We start from the raw sequence: 19,230 nt of genomic DNA on the forward strand, positions 1-19,230 counted from the left end.
CATGGCTGATATTCAACCGCTAAAAGGGGCTAAACTCGTCTGGGCGACTATCGCCCTGTCTCTGGCGACATTTATGCAGGTGTTGGACTCCACGATTGCCAACGTGGCTATCCCGACGATTGCGGGGAACCTTGGGGTGTCCGTCTCGCAAGGGACATGGGTGATCACCTCATTTGGGGTGTCCAACGCCATCTCTATCGCAATTTCGGGTTTTCTGGCTAAACGCTTCGGGGAGATAAGAGTCTTCCTGTGGGCAACGGCACTGTTTACGCTGTTTTCATTACTGTGTGGATTTTCCGATAGCCTTGGCATGCTGATTTTATTCCGTGTGCTACAGGGGGCGGTTGCTGGGCCTGTTATCCCGTTGTCACAAAGTCTCATCATGCGGTGTTATCCACCGAAAATGCAGAATATGGCGTTGGCATTTTGGTCGATGACCATTATTTTAGCCCCTGTTTTTGGGCCTATTTTCGGCGGCTATATCAGCGATAACTTCCATTGGAGCTGGATCTTCTTTATGAATATTCCGCTGGGGATCTTCGTGATCATTGTTGGCTCGATCATTCTGAAAGGGATGGAATCGACCGTGGTGAAAGTGCCATTCAATGTGATCGGCTTAGCGCTGTTATCCGTCGGTGTGGGCTGCTTGCAGGTATTGTTGGATAAAGGAAAAGAGCTCGGTTGGTTAGCGTCCAATGAGATTGTGATCCTTGCAGTGATCTCCGCAATTGCGCTGGTCTTTATGGTTATCTGGGAACTGACCTCCAAAAATCCGATCGTCGAATTATCGCTGTTTAAATCCCGCAATTTTACCATTGGTACCATTTCGGTGAGTTTGGCGTATATGGCGTATTTTGGGGCGATCGTACTTTTGCCGCAGCTACTGCAAGAAGTATACGGCTATACCGCAACATGGGCAGGGTTAGCGCTCGCACCAATAGGTCTTTTACCCGTATTGTTCTCAGCACCTGTCGCGAAACTCTCGGATTTCTTAGACATTCGCTGGATAGTCACCTTTAGCTTCGTGTTTTATGCCATTTGTTTCTTCTGGCGAGCCTATACGTTTGAGCCATCCATGGGGTTCGATGCCGTTGTCTGGCCGCAGTTGGTGCAGGGGATGGCGGTAGCCTGTTTCTTTATGCCGTTGACCACTTTGACGCTGTCGGGGCTACCCCCTGAAAAATTAGCCTCGGCTTCCAGCTTGGCGAACTTTTTCCGTACGCTGGCGGGCTCCATCGGAACATCGATCACCACCACGCTGTGGAGCGATAGGGAGGCAGTGCATCATAGCCAGCTCACTGAATTTATTACGGATTACAACCCAGAATCCCTCGATATGTACCAAGGGATGGCGGCACATGGCATGACCACTGAGCAAACCTCCGGCTTTATTGCTCAGCAGATCACCAGCCAAGGGTTGATTATCGCGGCGAATGAAATTTTCTGGTTATGTGGCTGGGTGTTTATTGCGTTGATTGTGACGGTATGGTTTGCGAAGCCGCCGTTTGGCAGCAAAGCCAATAAACATTAAAAAGAAATACTAAAAGATAGGGCGTGTGGGTTGTCGACATGCGCTCACTTTTACAGTCTGGACTTGGGAACAACATCGTCAAAGACCAGTTTTGGACGGTTAGGCTCTTCCTCTGTCAGCGGTGTCACTTCTTGGAATGTATTGAGGCAGCGGGTCACTAAGGTTTGGTAATCCAGTGTGCCCTTGCTTTTCCATTCAATTTCTTGCTCTGACAGGCTACGCAGCACTTTGGCGGGTGTTCCGATAATCAAGCTGTTATCGGGAAATTGCGCATCCGCTTTGATAAACGCACAAGCGCCGACAATGGAATTTTCGCCCACTACCGCACCATCCATCACCACACTATTCATGCCTACTAATGCATTACGTTTGATATGACAGCCATGCAAAATAGCACCGTGACCAATGTGCCCATCTTCCTCAATGATGGTATCGAATTGCGGAAAACCGTGCATCACGCAGTTATCCTGCACATTCGCCCCATCTTTAATAATCAGTCGCCCAAAATCTCCGCGTAAACTGGCGTTAGGGCCAATATAAACGCGCTTACCAATGACCACATCGCCAATGATCACGGCAGTAGGGTGAACAAAACTTTCTGGGCTAACGACAGGGGTGATACCGTCAATTTGATAAAATGGCATAAAGGTTCCTTTAGCAAAGTGATTATGCGGCTGCTAGCTCTCGAAGAATACCGCCAAAACGTCGATAATAGGCGCTGGAGGGGTGTGGTAGTTCGCCAACGGTGGTTTCACACAAGTCGGTGACATACTGGGTGGCACCTTGGTCGATACGCTGATAAATATTGGTGCACAAGTGGCGCGCAATATGTCCTTCCCATTGTGCAGGCAGTAATTCATCAGGGAGCAACGGGTCTTTTAAGATCACGCGGCGATAAAAATGGATCAGTAATAGGCGCAGCTGGAAACATAATTCAGGGGAAATTGTCTGTTCCCCATGCTCTTTTAGCAATAATGCTACAGGGCGGAATAAGTTGATAAGTTGATGATAATGCTCTGAAATTTCAGGTAGCGACCAGGCATCGAACACCAATTCCTTTAATTTTTTCTCAGAGCGATTAAAGGGATAGTTGGCACGGAAGTAAATCACTTGGTCAGCTGCGTTTAACTCCCCCAGTAAGGCGGGAATATCGCTTTGTGTCCGGCTTGGCGCAGCCATCAAGCCGCTATTAAATTGCCCAAACCCGAGCCAACCAAACTCTTTTTTAAGGCGAATTTTTTCGTCTTTATCCGCGCTTTCCAGCAGTAGTAAATCCCATGTGCCATCCCATTCAGGCTGTTCGCTGAGGTAAATTTTGCTTTCCGCTCGGCGAAAGCGGTTTTGTCCGCGTTCTGAAATACGGTAGTAGCTGCGGCGTCCTATTTTTTCGACATCTAGCCAGTTTTCTTTTTGTAGACGAAACACGGAGGTGCGCACAAAGCGGTCGGAAAAACCCATTGGCTCAAGCAATTTGGTCAGGCTACCTAACCAAACTTCGCCACCACGGTGGTGCAAAGCATCTCCATATAGGGAGCTGATAAGCGACGTTCCGCTGATAGGCTGGCTCTCAATGGCGTAGTGTATAAATTGGCTGAGTTTGGTTTCCATATGATTTTATCCCTAAAATTTATGTATCAGGTGCTTGGCAAATCTTAGACAAAAACTAGTCGATTGTCTTGTTTTCGTGCCGAAGAGTGTGAGCATTGTGAGGAAACCGGCCGAGAGGCGTATTCATCATGAATACACCTCATTCTCGGAAACTAAACGGCAATTCGTGTATCAATTACGCGCTGGGCTTTGCCTTGTGAGCGGGGGATATCCCCACAGTTGACGATGCTCACTCGGGTGCTGATCCCCACCATGGATTTAATACGGTGTTTGAGGTTGTGGCAGATATTACAGCGCTCATCAAAAGTCAGTTGTTCAGGGTGTTTGAGCTCAACGCGCACAGAGAGGTTATCCATATTGCCTTTGCGCCCAATTTCTAGTTGGTAGTGTGGCGATAACTCTTTGAATTGCATGATTTGCTCTTCAATTTGAGACGGGAAAACGTTCACACCACGGATAATCATCATATCATCGGAGCGACCCGTGATTTTTCCGATACTGCGCATTTGGCGGTTTCCACCCGATTTTAGGTGAGTAAGGTCGCGGGTTCGGTAGCGGATCACTGGCATGGCTTCTTTTGTGAGGGTAGTGAACACTAACTCACCATGCTCCCCATGACCGAGGGTTTTTAGGCTATTTGGGCAGATAATTTCAGGGTAAAAATGGTCTTCCCAGATAGTTGGGCCGCTTTCGTCGGAGTCCGCACACTCCATAGCAACGCCAGGTCCCATCACTTCTGATAAGCCATAAATATCTAAGGCTCTGATTCCTAGGCGAGTTTCAATTTCGGTTCTGAGGGATTCTGTCCACGGTTCTGCACCAAAGACACCAATCCTTAGTGAGCACTTACTAGCGTCTCCGCCCATGATTTTCTCAAGTTCGTCGATAATACTAAGGCAGTAAGATGGCGTCACCATGATGATATCGGGCTTAAAATCGACAATTAGCTGTGCTTGTTTCTCGGTTTGACCGCCGGACATGGGAATAACCGCCGCACCAAGGCGCTCTGCCCCATAGTGCGCCCCGAGCCCGCCAGTAAATAGCCCGTAACCATAGGCAACGTGGACTTTATCACCGCGAGTCGCGCCAGCAGAGCGTAAGCTGCGAGCGATTAAATCTGCCCAGTTATCAATATCTTGTTGGGTATAACCGACAACCGTTGGGCGACCGGTGGTACCCGACGAGGCGTGAATGCGGGTAATTTGTTCCATTGGCACAGCAAAGGTGTCGAATGGGTAGTTTTCACGTAAATCTTGCTTAGTGGTATAGGGAAATTTTTCGATGTCGCTAAGCTGTTTAAAATCGTCAGGGTGTACGCCCGCAGCATCGAATTTTTTGCGGTACATTGGCACATTTTCGTATGCGTGAGTGAGTGTCCACTTCATTCGTGAGAACTGCAGCGCCTCGATCTCATCGCGAGAAGCAAACTCGATCGGGTCGATATTATCGTGTTGTGTCATGCTCATAATTGCCAATCCTTATTATTATTGATACTTGCCTGAGCAGGTGTAGGGGGAGTCAGGCAGTTTTGTTATTCAGACTCGTTCAATAATCATTGCAATACCTTGACCCACACCGATGCACATGGTGCATAACCCGTAGCGACCTTGCTTACGGTGCAGTTCATTCATGGCGGAAATCACCAAGCGCGATCCGCTCATACCCAGCGGGTGCCCTAAGGAGATAGCTCCACCATTGGGGTTAACCTGCGGGGCGTCATCTGGCAGACCTAAGCCTCGCAATACCGCCAGTGCTTGAGCGGCAAAGGCTTCATTCAGCTCAATCACATCCATTTGTTCGATAGTCAGCCCTGCCATTTTCAGTACTTTTTGAGTGGCAGGCAGAGGGCCGATACCCATTAAACGCGGCTCGACACCACAGGTGGCCGTCGCAATCACTCGCGCTCGTGGGGTTAACCCTTGCTGCTTGGCAACCGCTTCGGAGGCGATAATCAAGGCGGCGGCACCATCATTAACGCCCGAAGCATTGCCCGCAGTGACGCTGCCATTTTCACGAAACGGCGTTTTCAGTTTTTGCAGTTGTTCGTGGGTGGTTTCAGGACGTGGGTGCTCATCTTCCGTGACTTGCTGCTGCGCTTTGCGCAATTTCACGGTGACGGGAACAATCTCTTCGGCAAAGATGCCCTTAAGGCGAGCCGCTTCGGTGCGTTGTTGGCTACGCAGGGCAAAAGCATCTTGGTCTTCGCGGCTGATATTGTAAGTGTGTGCCACGTTTTCGGCGGTTTCTGGCATGGAATCAGTGGAGAATTGCTGCTCCATTAATGGGTTGATAAATCGCCAGCCAATCGTGGTATCAAACATTTGCGCTTGGCGAGAAAAGGCAGCATCTTGTTTGCCCATCACAAACGGTGCACGGCTCATGGATTCCACACCGCCGGCAATCATCAATCCCGATTCCCCAGCTTTGATGCTGCGAGCAGCAAGGGCGATGGCATCTAAGCCAGAGCCACATAGGCGGTTGATGGTGGTGCCAGATACTGAAATCGGTAAGCCAGACAGTAGCCCCGCCATTCGTGCGACGTTGCGGTTATCTTCCCCCGCTTGATTGGCGCAGCCGAGGATAATATCGTCGGTTAACGTCCAGTCTAATTGTGGGTTACGTACCATCAAGGCTTTTAGAGTGATAGCCGACAGATCATCGGGACGCAGTGAGGATAACGCGCCGCCATAGCGACCAATCGGGGTGCGAATACCATCGCAAATATAGGCGTCATTCATGAGGCATCTCCAACTAAACGGTGACCTAAACGGTGGGAACGACCTTGAAACAGCGCCAGTGGTTTGCCATCTTGGTTGGTAATTTCGACTTCATATAACCCACTACGTTTACCTTGGTGCTGCATTTTGGCGGTGGCAGTGAGCACATCCCCTTCAAAACCGGGGCGCAAAAAATCGATGGAACACATGGAGGCGACGGCAGCATAACCTTGGCTGTTGCAGGCATACGCAAACGCGGTATCTGCCAGACTAAACAACTGCCCGCCGTGGCAAGTTTTGTGCCCGTTCAACATGTTGGGCGTAACCACCATGGTGAGTTGCGCATAGCCTTCGGCCACATCTTCAATCACCATTCCCATGGCTTTGGCGCAAGTGTCATCGCGGTACATAGCATGTGCCGCTTGCTGAGCGAGGGTGACGTTGGGCAGTGAATTAATGTTGGGCAGTGAATTCATGGCAATGCCTCCAATGAGAGTGACTGAAAACCGGCGGCAAGCTGGCGTAGTAATGGGTTGGGGCGATAACGCGTGTCCCCATAGAAATCAGTTAAATGTTCAAGGGTATGCAAAATATGTGACCAACCGATTTGAGCGCCCCATGCTAGTGGCCCTTTCGGGTAATTCACGCCGAAACGCATCGCCAAATCAGTATCTTGGGCGCTTGCGACGCCTTTATTCACCACATCCAAAGCCTCATTGCACAACATGGCAACGGTGCGCAGGGTTAATAGCGCAGGGTAGTCCGGCAGCACAATCACTTGCTTGCCGAGGGACTGAAAAAAGGCAATCGCATCTTGGTTTTGCTGGTGGCTATTTTGTACTGCGCAACTGATAGCGATAGTGGTTGCCGCAACGTAGTTGGCGGATAAATCAAATTGCACCACGGGCTTATCAAGCTTTTGCGCAAGAGTGGATGTCATTTCACCATTTGTTAACATAATAATAACCCCGTTAACAACCAGTGAGGGTGACTGGTGCATTTTTTGTTCAGCTTCTTCGAGGCAGATCCCGTTTTGCTGTAAGAGTTGCTTAAGTTCAGGAAATATTTGCCAATTTCCATGGGCTTTGATGTCGAGCTGGCGAGACTGCACTATGGAAGGCGCGACGTCGACCTGAGATGCGAATTTATTATGATCATCATGATTATCAACGGCGTAATCATAAAATCCACGACCGGATTTGCGCCCTAAATGCCCCGCTTGCACCAACGCCAATTGCGCAAATGCGGTTTGGAAACGCGGGTCATAGCCAAATGCTTGAAACATGGACTCCGTCACGGCGTAATTCACGTCATGGCCGATTAAGTCCGTCAGTTGCAAAGGCCCCATGGAAAAGCCTCCGGCATCGCGCATCACACTGTCTAACGTAGCGGGGTTGCCCACTTGTTCTTCCAGTGCTCGTAAGGTTTCCGCATAAAAAGGCCTTGCTACACGATTAACAATAAAGCCCGGTGTGGAGCGGCAAATCACCGGAATTTTATTGAATGCCAGTGTCAGGGTTTTTAGGGTTTCAATCACGTGCTCTGCGGTTTCAAGTCCACGGATCACTTCTACTAGCTTCATCACAGGAGCAGGGTTAAAAAAGTGCAAGCCAGCCATGCGTTTAGGGTGTTTGAGTACGCTGGCAATCGCCGTGATAGATAATGACGAGGTGTTACTGGCAAAAATCGTGCTTTCGCGGCAAATGCCTTCAAGTTCACTGAAAATAGCCTGCTTAATAGCGAGTTTCTCTGCTACGGCTTCAATCACTAAGTCGGTGCCAGCAAGGGTGGCAAGGCTGTCGGCAATATGGAGGCGAGCAAGGGTTTCTTCTGTGCTTTTGGCGTCGGCTTTGCCTTGTTCAACGCGTTTGCGTAAACGGGTGGTGAGTGCCGCTAAAGATTGCTGCAACACTTGGGCGTTCACATCAAAAAGTTGCACTTGTAGACCCGCACTGGCAGCGACTTGCGCAATTCCAATGCCCATAGTACCTGCGCCAATGACTGCGACATTTTGTATCGATGGGCTCAGTGAAGTCTTCATGGTTATTTTCCTTGGAACGTCGGTTCGCGTTTATTTAAAAACGCATCGACGCCCTCACGGTAATCATGGCTGCGCCCGCCTAGGCGCTGTAAATCTCGCTCTAAATTGAGCTGCTCATCAAGGGTATTGGTGGCGGCACTGTGAATGGCTTTTTTGATCAGCCCCAACCCATAAGTCGGTTGAGTCGCAAGGTGCTTCGCGAGGTTGCCCACGGTGGTGGCGAGTTGGTCATTTTCCGTGACTTGCCAAATCATGCCCCACTGCAATGCTTGTTCCGCGCTGATTTTATCTCCTAGCATCGCCATGCCCATAGCACGGGCACGACCGACTAATTGCGGTAAAAACCAGCTTCCACCGGAATCAGGCACCAGCCCGAGGCGGCAAAATGATTGAATAAAACTGGCACTTTTCGCGGCGATGACAATATCTCCCGCAAGGGCAATCGCCGCTCCCGCGCCTGCGGCAACGCCGTTCACGGCACAAATAATCGGTTTTGGTAATGCGACTAAACGGCGGATCAGCGGGTTGTAGTAAGTTTCGACGGAAAAGCCCAGATCAGGGGCTTCGGATCCGACAGCGACATTACGATCGTTCAGATCTTGCCCCGCACAGAATCCACGACCCGCGCCGGTGATCACTAAGCAACGGACGGTTTCGTCTCGTTCGGCGATTTTAATGGCCGCGCTTAGCTGGCGATGCATCTCATCGTTAAAGCTATTTAGACGGTCAGGGCGGTTTAAGGTAATCGTGAGCACCCCATCTTCCAGCGTTGTAAGGATCATCTCTTCGGTGATCACGGTGTCATTTATCATGATTAGCGTCCTGTAAATTGGGGGGATCGTTTTTCGAAAAAGGCGGCGATCCCCTCTTGGCGATCGTCCGTACCCGCAAGGCTGGCAAAATACTGGCGCTCCAGTTTTAAGCCTTCGGTCAGGTGAGTTTCTTGGGCGCTTACTAGCGCAGCTTTGGCGGCATTCACGGCTAAAGGCGCATGTCCTGCAATGCGTTTGGCGATGGCTTGAGCGCGTTCAAGGGTGAGTGCGTCCACGCACACTTCACTGACTAATCCGGCTTGTTTGGCTTGCTCAGCACTGAGGGTTTCTCCGGTGAGTACCATCTGCATGGCAAGGGATTTGCCCACTGCGCGAATTAGGCGCTGAGTACCGCCCGCACCGGGGATCATTCCAAGGGTAATTTCCGGTAGACCAAAGCGGGCGGATTCCCCCGCAATAATGATGTCGCTGGCGAGCAGTAACTCGAACCCAGCCCCTAACGCGTAGCCATTGGCGGCACAAATAATCGGTTTGCTGATTTGCGCAAAACGACGCCAAACTTGTGGACGTTTATCCGTGATGGCGCTGGCAACGGTTTGCTGCTGAAGCTCTTTAAGATCAGCCCCTGCGGCAAAGAAACGCGGGTTGCCGGTGATAACGATAGCGCCGATATTGTCGTCGGTTTGCGCATGTTCAAGATGCTTAACCAGTAATTTAAGGCACGGTGTGCTCAGCGCGTTGCGCACATCGGGGCGATTAAGCGTCAGCGTCAGAACGCGATGATGTTGTTGAGATAAAATCCAATTATTTTCCATTGCTCATCCCTACACATCAAAGTCCAATACCACGCCATCCCCTTTTGGCCATGCTTGGCAGCTGAGGATATAACCGGCGGCGATTTGGTCAGGTTCGAGGCTGTAGTTCACCCCCATTTCCACTTCCCCTGAGCGCAGTTTGCATTTGCAGGTGGCGCATACGCCGCCTTTGCAGGCGTAAGGCAAGTCAGCACCTTGGCGCAGTGCGGCATCAAGGATGCTGTCATCTTGCCCATCCATATTGATATTTAAGGTGCGCCCATCTAATTGAAGGGTAACTTGGCGGCTTTCGCTGGTGGCAATCGTCGGTTTGAACTTCGCACCAGAGGTATTAAAGCGCTCGGTGTGTACGCGCTCTTGGGCCATACCCTGATGAATTAAGGTTTCTTGGACTTCATCCATCATGGACTCTGGACCGCAAATGAAAGCGCGGTCGAATTGGCTAAAATTGAGCAGGGATTTCCCTAAAGCGCTGAGTTGTTGCGCATCAATGCGCCCGCTGAGTAACGCGCTCTCTTGCGGCTCTTGGCTAAACAGATACAGCACTTGAAAACGGGTGGCAAAGCGGTTTTTTAAGTCAGCAATGGCTTCTTTGAACATCACTGAACGGCTATTGCGATTACCGTAAATCAGTACAAAGCGGCTATTTGGCTCGGTTTGCAATGTGGCTTTGATGATGGATAACAGCGGGGTAATGCCGGAGCCTGCGGCCACGGCTAAATAGTGCCCTTGTTGCTGGCTATCGGGTTGGTAGCCAAATTGCCCTTGGGGGATCATCACTTCTAAGCTATCCCCAACATTCAGTTGTTGGTTGATAAAGTTAGAAAATCGCCCTTCGTAGATAGCTTTAACGCCAATTTTTAGCCCGTTTTCATTGGGGGCGCTACAGATGGAGTAGCAGCGACGAAGATTTTCGCCATTAATCGCGGCTTTTAGCGTTAAATGTTGACCTGGGCGGTAACGATACTGCGCTTGCAGAGATTCAGGAATATGAAAGGTGACCGCCACGGCATCGGGCGTGTCACGGTCAATAGCGGCAATACTTAAACGGTGAAAGACAGTCATGAGTGTGCCCTTAAATACATTTAAAGTAATCAAACGGTTCTAAGCATTCATTGCAGCGATACAGCGCTTTGCAGGCGGTAGAGCCAAACTCGCTAATTTTTTCCGTCTGTTCGCTATCGCAACGCGGGCAGCAGATGGCTCCCGTATGCTCAGGATGTTCACAGGCCGTGCCTTGTGGGGGGGCAATGCCAAATTCACGTAAGCGCCGTTTGGCATCTTGGTTCATCCAGTCCGTGGTCCATGCGGGGGTTAATACCACTTCCACATCCACAGATGAGAAACCCGCGCTATCGAGAACCATTTTGATTTCATTGATTAAAAATTCGGTGGCAGGGCAGCCTGAATAGGTTGGGGTAAACCCAATTTGCCAGCCTTGTTCGGTCGGCTTCACATGGCGCACCATGCCGAGATCAGTAATAGACAGAGCCGGCAATTCAGGGTCAGGGATCTGCTGAAGCTGCTGCCAGATCTGATGAATATCGGGGGATTGAAGTTGCATTCTCTGTTCCATCACTATCACCACTGGCTGTTGGGGTAAGCGCGTTGCACAAATTGCAGCTGCGTGAGAATTAAACCGAGGTGCTCAGTGTGGCTGCCTTGTTTGCCACCTAATCGATAAGCAGCTTGCTCAGGTAGGCTGAGAGTGGCTTCTTCAAAGGTTTCGTTCACGGTTTGCAGCCAAGTATCGCGCAGTGTGCGCGGGTCAACGGCAATGCCTGCCTCACTTAACGTAATTTCAATTTCATCGGCATGGAACAATTCGCCAGTAAAGCGCCATAAGCGGTTGATAGATTGCTGCAGTTTCTGCTGGCTCAGTGCGGTGCCATCCCCTAATCGGATCATCCAACCGCGGCTAAAACGCAGGTGGTACAGGGCTTCTTTAAGGGATTTTGCGGCAATGGCGGCGAGCTGTGGGTCACGGCTTTGAGTCAGTGCGCTGTACAGGGGCACATGGTAGGCATCGATAAAAAACTGGCGTACGAGGGTATCGTTGAAGCCATCATTCGGTTGTTCGACAAGCAGTAAATTGCTGAATTCACGCTCATCACGCAGGTAAGCCAGCTTGTCTTCGTTGTAACCTGCGCCTTTGAGTTCTGCGGCATAGCTGAGGAAATTGCGCGCTTGTCCCAGTAAATCTAAGCCGATGTTGGACAGCGCAAGGTCAATTTCGATTTCAGGGGCGTGACCACACCACTCACACAGGCGCTGTGCCAGAATCAGTGGAGTGTCTCCGAGGCGTAAAACATAATGGTGGAGCTGCTGTTTTTCGGTCATTTCAAGCTCCTCACATGTTTTTGATGCCATCAGGGATGGTGTAAAAGGTTGGATGGCGGTAAACCTTGCTGTCCGCGGGGTCAAAAAATTGATCTTTTTCATCAGGTTGAGACGCGACCAAATGGGCGGCTTTGACGACCCAAATGGAGCAACCCTCGCTACGGCGAGTGTAAGCATCGCGAGCATTTTCCAGCGCCATTTGGTCATCGGCGGCGTGCAAACTTCCCACATGGCGGTGGGCTAAACCTTGTTTACTGCGAACAAACACTTCATACAGTGGCCAATCTTGATTGTTCATCGTCTTTTCCTTCTTGGTGGCTAAGCCGCAGATTTAATGGCTTTTTGTTTTTGACTGTGAGCCATTGCGCCTTCGCGCACCCAAGCTCCGTCTTCCCAACCTTTGCGCTTCGCATCAAGGCGTTCTTGGTTGCAGATCCCTTGCCCTTTAATCACTTGGTAGAACTCTTCCCAATCAATCTCACCAAAACGGTAGTGACCCAACGCATCATCCCAGTACAGGTCAGGGTCGGGGATAGTCATACCGAGGGCTTCCACCTGCGGCACGGTGTTATCCACAAATTTCTGGCGCAGCTCGTCATTACTGAAGCGCTTGATTTTCCACGCCATACTTTGGGCGCTATGAGGGGAGTCAGAATCATTCGGACCAAACATCATTAATACTGGCCACCAAAAGCGGTTGATGGAGTCTTGCAGCATGGCTTTTTGCTCGTCGGTGCCTTCAGCCAATGCCATGACAGCTTCATAACCTTGGCGTTGGTGAAAACTCTCCTCTTTGCAAATTTTTACCATCGCACGGGCATAAGGCCCATAAGAGGCACGGCATAGTGCCACTTGGTTGACAATTGCTGCGCCATCAACCAGCCAGCCAATCACACCCACATCCGCCCAATTGAGCGTCGGATAGTTGAAAATGGAGGAGTATTTCATCTTTTCGTCGAGCATCTTTTGGTAGATGTCTTGGCGAGTGCACCCCAAGGTTTCTGCGGCGCTATAGAGGTATAAACCGTGCCCCGCTTCATCTTGAATTTTTGCTAGCAGAACGGCCTTACGGCGTAGGGTTGGAGCGCGAGTGAGCCAATTGGCTTCCGGCAGCATGCCAATCACTTCTGAATGGGCGTGCTGCCCAATCTGGCGAATGAGGTTTTGTCGGTAAGCATCGGGCATCCAATCTTTGGGCTCGATGGCGATGTCAGCTTCGATTTTGGCATCGAAGTGGATTTTATTTTGCTCGTTCATTGTTATCTTCCGTTAAAGTGATTCATAAAAATTAAGTTAATATAAAAATATGAAACACATTTATTTAACATTAATGCTAGGAATAGTTAACAATAAGATCAATGCTGTTTGTAGGGTTTTTGCGATTCACTTCACAAGTAATCAAACTATATCCATATAAATCAATATAATAAAATCATCGTTTTTTGTGTGATTCTTTCCCTAAATACTCAAATTAACTCTACTTGTATTTTATTTGTTAAATTTCGATTGGCATCTATGATTGTTTATGTGATACATATTTAACATCTAAAAATGGTTTATTGTCGTTTTTCTGGAGATGGAACATGCAACATTTAACAAGTTACATTATGGGGAAGTGGGCAACGGGAGCAGGGGAAGGTCGTCCGATTTTTCATGCACTAACCAATGAAGCACTCTATGCAGTGACCTCTGAAGGGCTGCCATTAGCGCAAAGCCTACAATACGGGCGTGATGTCGGTGGCGAGGCGCTAAGGAAATTAACGTTTCAACAGCGCGGAGAGATGCTCAAAGCGGTTGCGAGACATTTACTTGCCCATAAAGAGGCGTTATATGCCATTTCTGGCCAGACAGGCGCCACTAAATCAGACAGTTGGGTAGATATTGAAGGGGGAATCGGCACCCTATTTTCCTACGCGGGTCTGGCAAGCCGTGAGCTGCCGGATGATACTGTGTGGTCAGAAGACGAGATGATCCCGCTATCAAAACAGGGGCAGTTTGTTGCCCGCCATATTTTGACGTCGTGCCGTGGCGTGGCTTTGCACATCAATGCGTTCAACTTTCCGTGCTGGGGTATGCTAGAAAAACTGGCGCCAACGTGGCTAGCGGGAATGCCTGCCATTATCAAACCCGCCACTGCATCCGCGCAACTGACTCACGCGATGGTGAAGTTGATGATGGAGAGCGGGTTAGTTCCCGAAGGGGCGATTCAATTAATTTGTGGCGGCGTTGGGGATATGTTCGACCACTTGGATTTCGAAGATGTGGTGACCTTTACCGGCTCAGCAGGAACTGGACAAAAACTCAAATCTCACCCACGTATTAATCAAAAATCCGTGCCTTTTACCATGGAAGCGGACTCATTAAACTGCGCCATTTTAGGTTTGGATGTTCAGCCGGAACAACCAGAATTTGCGCTGTTTATCAAAGAAGTGGTCAATGAAATGACCATGAAAGCAGGGCAAAAATGTACTTCTATCCGCCGGATTATCGTCCCGAAAACTCAGTTGGAAAATGTGAAAAATGCCCTACTAAAACGCATCTCGAACGTCACGGTGGGCGATCCTGCCGTGGAAGGGGTTCGAATGGGCGCATTGATTAACCTTGAACAGCGCCGAGATGTGCAGGATAAAGTGAATTATCTGCTCGAAAATGGCTGCGAACGCTTATGTGGTGGTAGCTTTGCTAATATGCAGGTGGTAGGTGGCGATAGCGAAAAAGGGGCATTTTTCCCACCGACATTGCTGTACTGTGCTGAGCCATTTGTGCATCAAGCGGTACACGAAACTGAAGCGTTTGGTCCCGTGGCAACATTAATGAGTTATGACGGGTTAGAGCAAGCGGTGCAGTTGGCGGCGCTAGGAGGCGGAAGCTTAGTCGGCTCGCTGGTGACCGCCGATAGCCAAGTGGCGCAGACGGTGATCCGTGCAACGGCACGGGCGCATGGGCGGATGTTTATTCTGGATGAAGCGGCATCGAAAGAGTCCACGGGACACGGCTCACCTTTGCCAATGTTGGTACATGGTGGCCCTGGACGTGCCGGGGGCGGTGAAGAGCTGGGTGGCTTACGAGCGGTAAAACATTATATGCAGCGCACGGCATTGCAAGGCAGTCCATCCATGTTGACTGCGATTAGTAAGCAGTGGATGCGCGGCGCTGAGGCTATTGCCGATGTGGTGCATCCGTTCCGTAAATATTTCGAAGAGTTAGTGATTGGCGACACGTTATTGACCGCAAGACGCACGGTGACTGAGGCGGATATTGTGAATTTTGCCTGCCTTAGCGGGGATAATTTCTATGTGCATGTGGATAAACTCGGCGCCGAGCAATCCATGTTTGGCGAGCGCATCGCCCACGGCTATTTTGTGGTATCGGCAGCAGCGGGGCTGTTTGTGGATGCGGGAGTCGGGCCTGTTATCGCGAACTATGGGATGGAAAACTTGCGTTTTATCGAGCCAGTCAAAATTGGCGATACCATCCAAGTGCGCTTAACGTGCAAGAAAAAGATCAAAAAAGCCCAGAAAAAAGCCGAAGATAAGCCAAATGGGGTTATCGAGTGGGATGTCCAAGTGTTTAATCAGCACAACGATATCGTGGCGCTATACAGTATTTTAACGCTGGTGGAGCGCCGCCACGGGGATTTTTGATGCTGTGGTAGAGGGCGAAGTTATCAGAGAGGGCAAAATGCCCTTTCTGTTTTCGTTGGCTGGAAGCAACAGAAATTCATTGCTATAGTTGTATGACTGAGTAATACAATGCGATGACAGGTGAGTTTATGGCGAGAGTAACAAGTGTGACATTGGGGGAGCACTTCAACCGTTTTATTGGCGATATGATCCAGTCTGGTCGCTATGGCAATACATCAGAAGTGATAAGGGACGCATTGCGTATGATGGAAGAGAGAGAGCAACGGCTTGAATATGTGAGAAAAATGGTATTGGATGGACTGAATTCACCGGAAAGTGAAAGCAGCATGGATGACATTTTTGCCAGAGCGGAAAAGGATTTAAATGTATAAAATTTCTCAAATTGCGGAAGAAGATATTTATCAAATTGCTCGTTACACAATACGGCAGTTCAGTGTTAATCAGGCGAAAAAATATCACAATGAATTAAAAAAAACGTTTGAGTTACTGGCTAGTTCGCCATGGATAGGTAAAGAGTGTCATTGGGTATGTAAAGGGATGAGGCGATTTGAGTTTAAAAAACATTCCATATATTACATGCCCCAGACCCCATTTATTTTTATCTCCCGCGTTATTCATCAATCTGTGGATGTCGATGAATTGGATTTTGCTGAGTAAATTTTAACGGGATAAGAGAAGGCAAAAATGCCCTCTCCATTGAAACTATTTTTGAATAAATTGCGCTTGGTTCAGTTGGCTGAGTGCGGTATTCACACTAAAAATTTGCCCGCTCACTTCTGGTACGCCAAAGGATTTGAGCCGCGCACTGTGCATTTCGAGATACGCTTGCGCATCGGCTTGGTTAGCAAATAAGTAAATGCCCCCTGCCCGTTGGGTCTGTTGGTTTTCAGTCCAAATCTTCCAAATAAACCCCGGCTCTTGGTTAATGGATTGTGCTAATCCTTCCATTGCCGCCGCCATCTCTTCACCCCATGGACCTTGGTATGGGAAATCAACCTGTAAAATCACCTGCATTATTGCCTCCTATTGTTGTTGTCTGATTATCATAACCAGTAATTTTTATTTAGGATTGATCAAATTGGGGATTGGGGGGAAAATAAGTGCAAGGAGTGTGGATATCATGATCTGAGTTACCTAGAGGTTTGGTTTTATAAGGGATTAACCCGTCACGATAAAGTTCATCATAGGTATCCCCTAACCGTTGTACTAATGCTTCAATATTTACACTCATTTGTATAATCCTTTTGCTTCGCTCCGTTGAGATTAGGTCACATTGGAGCATTAGGATTTTTATTGCTTCCATTCATTATTTAGTTGTTCAAGTGATTCAAACGTAACTTCCTTTACGTTAACTTTTTTAAAGCCATAGCGACAAGAAATAGCGATATCCTGACTTAACGATTCATTTTTAAACCTAAAAACCTCCATTTTACCTAAAGGTATACCCATAACTATTTTTTCATTAGCAATGCGAATAGGTGAACCAAAACGTTCACGCAATGACACCTCTGTCATCACTTGCTCTAACCCAAAAGGAATATCATTGGGAAACTTCCACCCATTACGCATATCATCTGGAATAACTGTTATTGTGACTTCTCTTAACGTTTTTGATGGATTATCAAAAGATAAAAAAACATATTCTTTTTTCATATCTAGCGTGACAACATCATCTCCTGAATTCCCTTGGGGCTTAGTTTTATAAGGGATTAACCCGTCATGATAAAGTTCATCATAGGTATCCCCTAACCGTTGTACTAATGCTTCAATATTTACACTCATTTGTAATGATCTACTTTCCAGCGTTTTTCCAAATTCGCTAATAATTCAAAAGTAACTTCTTGAGCAAGCATTTTCATCTTGGGGTGAAAGCTCACAATCATAGCTATAGGCTCCATAGATTGCGTTGTAATGCTTAGCTTAAATACCTCAGTTTTTCCTATAGGGATACCCAAAATAACATCTTCAGGAGCTTGTCTTATTGGATTGCCTATATGCTCATAAAACCAAACATCAGACATCACTTGTTCTAATCCAAAGGGAATTTGGTTCGGGAAAATCCATCCATTACGCTTATTATCTGGGATGAGAGTCATAGTAATCTGTGATAATTTTTTGGACGGATTATCAAATGCTAAAAATGTATATTCCTTTGACATTCTAAGTGTTAATACATCATCTCCAGAGTTGCCTTGGGGCTTAGTTTTATAAGGGATTAACCCGTCTTGATAAAGTTCATCATAGGTATCCCCTAACCGTTGTACTAACGCTTCAATATTTACACTCATTTGTATAATCCTTTTGCTTCGTTTAGTTCATGAATTTTGTCTAATTTTTCATCCAGTAATTTGCTATCGTAGCCTTCATTTTCTAGGCACTCTCGGTTAGCAGCCCAATTTCTGTTAACCGCCTCCCGTAAACTTTGCGCATCCAGTTCTTTTCGGCGTATTGATGATCCATTTTCAAGATTAACCCAACTATTATTCCGTCCTCCATAAGTTTCACTGCATTTTTGATGCACCTCTTTAGGTATCGCAATTGAAGCCACTTGATTAACCATTTTATCTAATTGTGTTTCTGTTAACGTTGAATATTTGTTTTTTAAATACATACGAACAGCTGCTTTAGACGGAAGGTGATCTATTTCATACATTCCCCCTCTTGAACGTCCGATAAAATTCTCGTAATAATCCACTTCCAAATCATCGACTGGCTCTTTTTGAAAAAACACATAGATTGCAGGTACTTCTCCTCGAGGATCGACAATTACATAATCATTAAAATCCGTTTCGTGAATAGGCACCCATTCAATCCATCCCGTTGATTGCTCGGGTATCGGACTGACGGTTATTTCTGGTTTTTCAATATCGGGAATAGGATTTGGCAAACTCCAAATTTTTTGCGGTTCAGGTAAAGGGGTTGGTGGGGATGTATGTCCAATCTCACCACCATCATGAACGATGGTTTCCCGACGTCCGTTATCTAAACTAAATTTAACGGACTGAAAACCTAGTATAGGTTTTTCTGCGACTTCCTGAGCGGTGTAATCATTGTATTCCACCGTATTCTCTTTGAGATCCCAAACAAATTGTCCTTTAAATTCAGGGTCTGAAAATGTCGCCGTGCCATCCTCACGAATTTCAGCAAAGCGGACTCTTACCCTATCTAATCCACTTTTTTCATCCACTTCATACCCAACAATTTTCGGGTTTCCCGTCTCTTCATCTACTATGACTCGAAAACGAACACGGGTTGTTACTGTACTTTTTGCCGCGGCTATTTCTCTTAAAAAGGCTTCCGACGTATAGTCATAGGTAGATACCGTTGATGCTGAACGAGAAAAACCACCAAAAATGAGTCGCTTCTCAAAAGGACGACCAATAAAAATACGATCCATTGTCGCATCACCCACACTCGGCGAGTAAAAAAGACCCATCAATAATATCGTCATCGGGTTTGGCGCTTTAACTACCTGAGTTAATATTTCTAAGGCATCTTTCGGGGATATTGATGGTTTTGGTATTGCGGTTGCTGGTGGAGAAAGCGGGATAGATTGCGCAGGAGCAAAAGATAGCGCTCTAGGCTCCATGAAAAATCGTAGTTTCGGGACAGTGATATAAACCGTTGTCGTTGATGTTCCTATATTTGTTCGGCTACTTGCACTTCCAATGTAGTTATTTTCTGGCATCCGAGCATCTCCTTTTAGCAGCAGGCTCCAATCTTAAAATGTCATGACCTTATTAAGACCATACAGTGAGATT

At 47.9% G+C, this 19,230-nt stretch carries 22 protein-coding genes; 4 read left to right on the top strand and 18 right to left on the bottom strand.

The genetic code is table 11. The annotated features are described in order from the left end of the window. Position 1: 1 nt before the first annotated feature. Positions 2-1,531: a DHA2 family efflux MFS transporter permease subunit gene (locus H0913_RS01070; RefSeq protein ID WP_154602218.1), complete on the top strand. Its 1,530-nt coding sequence runs from the start codon at positions 2-4 to the stop codon at positions 1,529-1,531. A gap of 50 nt (positions 1,532-1,581) precedes the next feature. Here H0913_RS01070 and paaY read toward each other — a convergent pair whose 3' ends face one another. From paaY to paaA, 13 genes are all read right to left on the bottom strand, one after another. Next, positions 1,582-2,175: a phenylacetic acid degradation protein PaaY gene (paaY, locus tag H0913_RS01075; protein WP_154602219.1), complete on the bottom strand. Its 594-nt coding sequence runs from the start codon at positions 2,173-2,175 to the stop codon at positions 1,582-1,584. Between the two features lie 22 nt (positions 2,176-2,197). Continuing rightward, the gene (gene paaX / locus H0913_RS01080) at positions 2,198-3,139 is read right to left on the bottom strand and encodes a phenylacetic acid degradation operon negative regulatory protein PaaX (protein ID WP_181477830.1); all 942 of its coding nucleotides are present in this window, start codon (positions 3,137-3,139) and stop codon (positions 2,198-2,200) included. A 152-nt stretch (positions 3,140-3,291) separates the two neighbouring features. Further along, positions 3,292-4,605 (bottom strand): phenylacetate--CoA ligase PaaK, encoded by a 1,314-nt coding sequence (gene paaK / locus H0913_RS01085; protein WP_154602221.1) that lies wholly within the window; start codon positions 4,603-4,605, stop codon positions 3,292-3,294. A 69-nt stretch (positions 4,606-4,674) separates the two neighbouring features. Continuing rightward, positions 4,675-5,877 carry a 3-oxoadipyl-CoA thiolase gene (pcaF, locus tag H0913_RS01090; protein WP_154638548.1) on the bottom strand — a complete coding sequence of 401 codons (1,203 nt, stop codon included), beginning with the start codon at positions 5,875-5,877 and terminating at the stop codon, positions 4,675-4,677. Next, entirely contained in the window at positions 5,874-6,314 is a 441-nt protein-coding gene (gene paaI, locus H0913_RS01095; protein ID WP_181478634.1) for a hydroxyphenylacetyl-CoA thioesterase PaaI, read from the bottom strand. Before paaI ends, pcaF begins: the two co-directional genes overlap by 4 nt. 14 nt (positions 6,315-6,328) lie before the next feature. Continuing rightward, positions 6,329-7,897, bottom strand: coding sequence for a 3-hydroxyacyl-CoA dehydrogenase (locus H0913_RS01100; protein WP_181477831.1), 1,569 nt, complete (start codon positions 7,895-7,897; stop codon positions 6,329-6,331). Positions 7,898-7,899: 2 nt separating this feature from the next. Continuing rightward, positions 7,900-8,709 (bottom strand): 2-(1,2-epoxy-1,2-dihydrophenyl)acetyl-CoA isomerase PaaG, encoded by an 810-nt coding sequence (paaG, locus tag H0913_RS01105; RefSeq protein ID WP_181477832.1) that lies wholly within the window; start codon positions 8,707-8,709, stop codon positions 7,900-7,902. A 2-nt stretch (positions 8,710-8,711) separates the two neighbouring features. After that, complete coding sequence (gene paaF / locus H0913_RS01110) at positions 8,712-9,485, bottom strand: 2,3-dehydroadipyl-CoA hydratase PaaF (protein WP_181477833.1); 774 nt, start codon at positions 9,483-9,485, stop codon at positions 8,712-8,714. Between the two features lie 9 nt (positions 9,486-9,494). Further along, positions 9,495-10,550 (bottom strand): 1,2-phenylacetyl-CoA epoxidase subunit PaaE, encoded by a 1,056-nt coding sequence (paaE, locus tag H0913_RS01115; protein WP_181477834.1) that lies wholly within the window; start codon positions 10,548-10,550, stop codon positions 9,495-9,497. A 10-nt stretch (positions 10,551-10,560) separates the two neighbouring features. Further along, positions 10,561-11,061 carry a 1,2-phenylacetyl-CoA epoxidase subunit PaaD gene (paaD, locus tag H0913_RS01120; protein ID WP_154602228.1) on the bottom strand — a complete coding sequence of 167 codons (501 nt, stop codon included), beginning with the start codon at positions 11,059-11,061 and terminating at the stop codon, positions 10,561-10,563. Positions 11,062-11,066: 5 nt separating this feature from the next. Beyond that, the gene (gene paaC / locus H0913_RS01125; protein WP_154602229.1) at positions 11,067-11,825 is read right to left on the bottom strand and encodes a 1,2-phenylacetyl-CoA epoxidase subunit PaaC; all 759 of its coding nucleotides are present in this window, start codon (positions 11,823-11,825) and stop codon (positions 11,067-11,069) included. A 10-nt stretch (positions 11,826-11,835) separates the two neighbouring features. Further along, complete coding sequence (gene paaB, locus H0913_RS01130; RefSeq protein WP_036948387.1) at positions 11,836-12,123, bottom strand: 1,2-phenylacetyl-CoA epoxidase subunit PaaB; 288 nt, start codon at positions 12,121-12,123, stop codon at positions 11,836-11,838. A gap of 20 nt (positions 12,124-12,143) precedes the next feature. After that, the gene (paaA, locus tag H0913_RS01135; protein WP_154602230.1) at positions 12,144-13,082 is read right to left on the bottom strand and encodes a 1,2-phenylacetyl-CoA epoxidase subunit PaaA; all 939 of its coding nucleotides are present in this window, start codon (positions 13,080-13,082) and stop codon (positions 12,144-12,146) included. A gap of 326 nt (positions 13,083-13,408) precedes the next feature. Between paaA and paaZ the strand changes: the two genes are divergently transcribed. From paaZ to H0913_RS01150, 3 genes are all read left to right on the top strand, one after another. Then, entirely contained in the window at positions 13,409-15,469 is a 2,061-nt protein-coding gene (gene paaZ / locus H0913_RS01140; RefSeq protein ID WP_181477836.1) for a phenylacetic acid degradation bifunctional protein PaaZ, read from the top strand. 128 nt (positions 15,470-15,597) lie between these two features. Beyond that, positions 15,598-15,840 (top strand): type II toxin-antitoxin system ParD family antitoxin, encoded by a 243-nt coding sequence (locus H0913_RS01145; protein ID WP_006663118.1) that lies wholly within the window; start codon positions 15,598-15,600, stop codon positions 15,838-15,840. Continuing rightward, positions 15,833-16,126, top strand: coding sequence for a type II toxin-antitoxin system RelE/ParE family toxin (locus H0913_RS01150; RefSeq protein WP_181477837.1), 294 nt, complete (start codon positions 15,833-15,835; stop codon positions 16,124-16,126). Before H0913_RS01145 ends, H0913_RS01150 begins: the two co-directional genes overlap by 8 nt. A gap of 45 nt (positions 16,127-16,171) precedes the next feature. On the opposite strand, the gene H0913_RS01155 is transcribed toward H0913_RS01150, so the two are convergent. The 5 genes from H0913_RS01155 to H0913_RS01175 are packed head-to-tail and all read right to left on the bottom strand — an operon-like array spanning position 16,172 to position 19,157. Beyond that, a complete protein-coding gene (locus H0913_RS01155; RefSeq protein WP_154602233.1) occupies positions 16,172-16,483 on the bottom strand; it encodes a monooxygenase in 312 nt (103 codons plus the stop codon). A gap of 49 nt (positions 16,484-16,532) precedes the next feature. Continuing rightward, complete coding sequence (locus H0913_RS01160) at positions 16,533-16,700, bottom strand: DUF6392 family protein (RefSeq protein WP_181478857.1); 168 nt, start codon at positions 16,698-16,700, stop codon at positions 16,533-16,535. Positions 16,701-16,759: 59 nt separating this feature from the next. Continuing rightward, complete coding sequence (locus tag H0913_RS01165; RefSeq protein ID WP_181477838.1) at positions 16,760-17,251, bottom strand: DUF6392 family protein; 492 nt, start codon at positions 17,249-17,251, stop codon at positions 16,760-16,762. Then, a complete protein-coding gene (locus H0913_RS01170) occupies positions 17,248-17,757 on the bottom strand; it encodes a DUF6392 family protein (RefSeq protein WP_181477839.1) in 510 nt (169 codons plus the stop codon). The genes H0913_RS01165 and H0913_RS01170 overlap by 4 nt, the downstream gene beginning before the upstream one ends. Further along, a complete protein-coding gene (locus H0913_RS01175) occupies positions 17,754-19,157 on the bottom strand; it encodes an S-type pyocin domain-containing protein (protein WP_232368809.1) in 1,404 nt (467 codons plus the stop codon). The genes H0913_RS01170 and H0913_RS01175 overlap by 4 nt, the downstream gene beginning before the upstream one ends. Between the last annotated feature and the right edge of the window lie 73 nt (positions 19,158-19,230).

Origin of the sequence: Providencia rettgeri (genome assembly GCF_013702265.1) — a bacterium.
In the GTDB taxonomy this organism is placed as follows: Bacteria; Pseudomonadota; Gammaproteobacteria; order Enterobacterales; family Enterobacteriaceae; genus Providencia; species Providencia zhijiangensis.

Coding starts and splice junctions, on each gene's coding strand:
- H0913_RS01070 (WP_154602218.1), top strand. CDS start 2: ATGGCTGATATTCAACCGCTAAAAGGGGCTAAACTCGTCTGGGCGACT.
- paaY (WP_154602219.1), bottom strand. CDS start 2,175: ATGCCATTTTATCAAATTGACGGTATCACCCCTGTCGTTAGCCCAGAA.
- paaX (WP_181477830.1), bottom strand. CDS start 3,139: ATGGAAACCAAACTCAGCCAATTTATACACTACGCCATTGAGAGCCAG.
- paaK (WP_154602221.1), bottom strand. CDS start 4,605: ATGAGCATGACACAACACGATAATATCGACCCGATCGAGTTTGCTTCT.
- pcaF (WP_154638548.1), bottom strand. CDS start 5,877: ATGAATGACGCCTATATTTGCGATGGTATTCGCACCCCGATTGGTCGC.
- H0913_RS01100 (WP_181477831.1), bottom strand. CDS start 7,897: ATGAAGACTTCACTGAGCCCATCGATACAAAATGTCGCAGTCATTGGC.
- paaG (WP_181477832.1), bottom strand. CDS start 8,709: ATGATAAATGACACCGTGATCACCGAAGAGATGATCCTTACAACGCTG.
- paaF (WP_181477833.1), bottom strand. CDS start 9,485: ATGGAAAATAATTGGATTTTATCTCAACAACATCATCGCGTTCTGACG.
- paaE (WP_181477834.1), bottom strand. CDS start 10,550: ATGACTGTCTTTCACCGTTTAAGTATTGCCGCTATTGACCGTGACACG.
- paaD (WP_154602228.1), bottom strand. CDS start 11,061: ATGGAACAGAGAATGCAACTTCAATCCCCCGATATTCATCAGATCTGG.
- paaC (WP_154602229.1), bottom strand. CDS start 11,825: ATGACCGAAAAACAGCAGCTCCACCATTATGTTTTACGCCTCGGAGAC.
- paaB (WP_036948387.1), bottom strand. CDS start 12,123: ATGAACAATCAAGATTGGCCACTGTATGAAGTGTTTGTTCGCAGTAAA.
- paaA (WP_154602230.1), bottom strand. CDS start 13,082: ATGAACGAGCAAAATAAAATCCACTTCGATGCCAAAATCGAAGCTGAC.
- paaZ (WP_181477836.1), top strand. CDS start 13,409: ATGCAACATTTAACAAGTTACATTATGGGGAAGTGGGCAACGGGAGCA.
- H0913_RS01145 (WP_006663118.1), top strand. CDS start 15,598: ATGGCGAGAGTAACAAGTGTGACATTGGGGGAGCACTTCAACCGTTTT.
- H0913_RS01150 (WP_181477837.1), top strand. CDS start 15,833: ATGTATAAAATTTCTCAAATTGCGGAAGAAGATATTTATCAAATTGCT.
- H0913_RS01155 (WP_154602233.1), bottom strand. CDS start 16,483: ATGCAGGTGATTTTACAGGTTGATTTCCCATACCAAGGTCCATGGGGT.
- H0913_RS01160 (WP_181478857.1), bottom strand. CDS start 16,700: ATGAGTGTAAATATTGAAGCATTAGTACAACGGTTAGGGGATACCTAT.
- H0913_RS01165 (WP_181477838.1), bottom strand. CDS start 17,251: ATGAGTGTAAATATTGAAGCATTAGTACAACGGTTAGGGGATACCTAT.
- H0913_RS01170 (WP_181477839.1), bottom strand. CDS start 17,757: ATGAGTGTAAATATTGAAGCGTTAGTACAACGGTTAGGGGATACCTAT.
- H0913_RS01175 (WP_232368809.1), bottom strand. CDS start 19,157: ATGCCAGAAAATAACTACATTGGAAGTGCAAGTAGCCGAACAAATATA.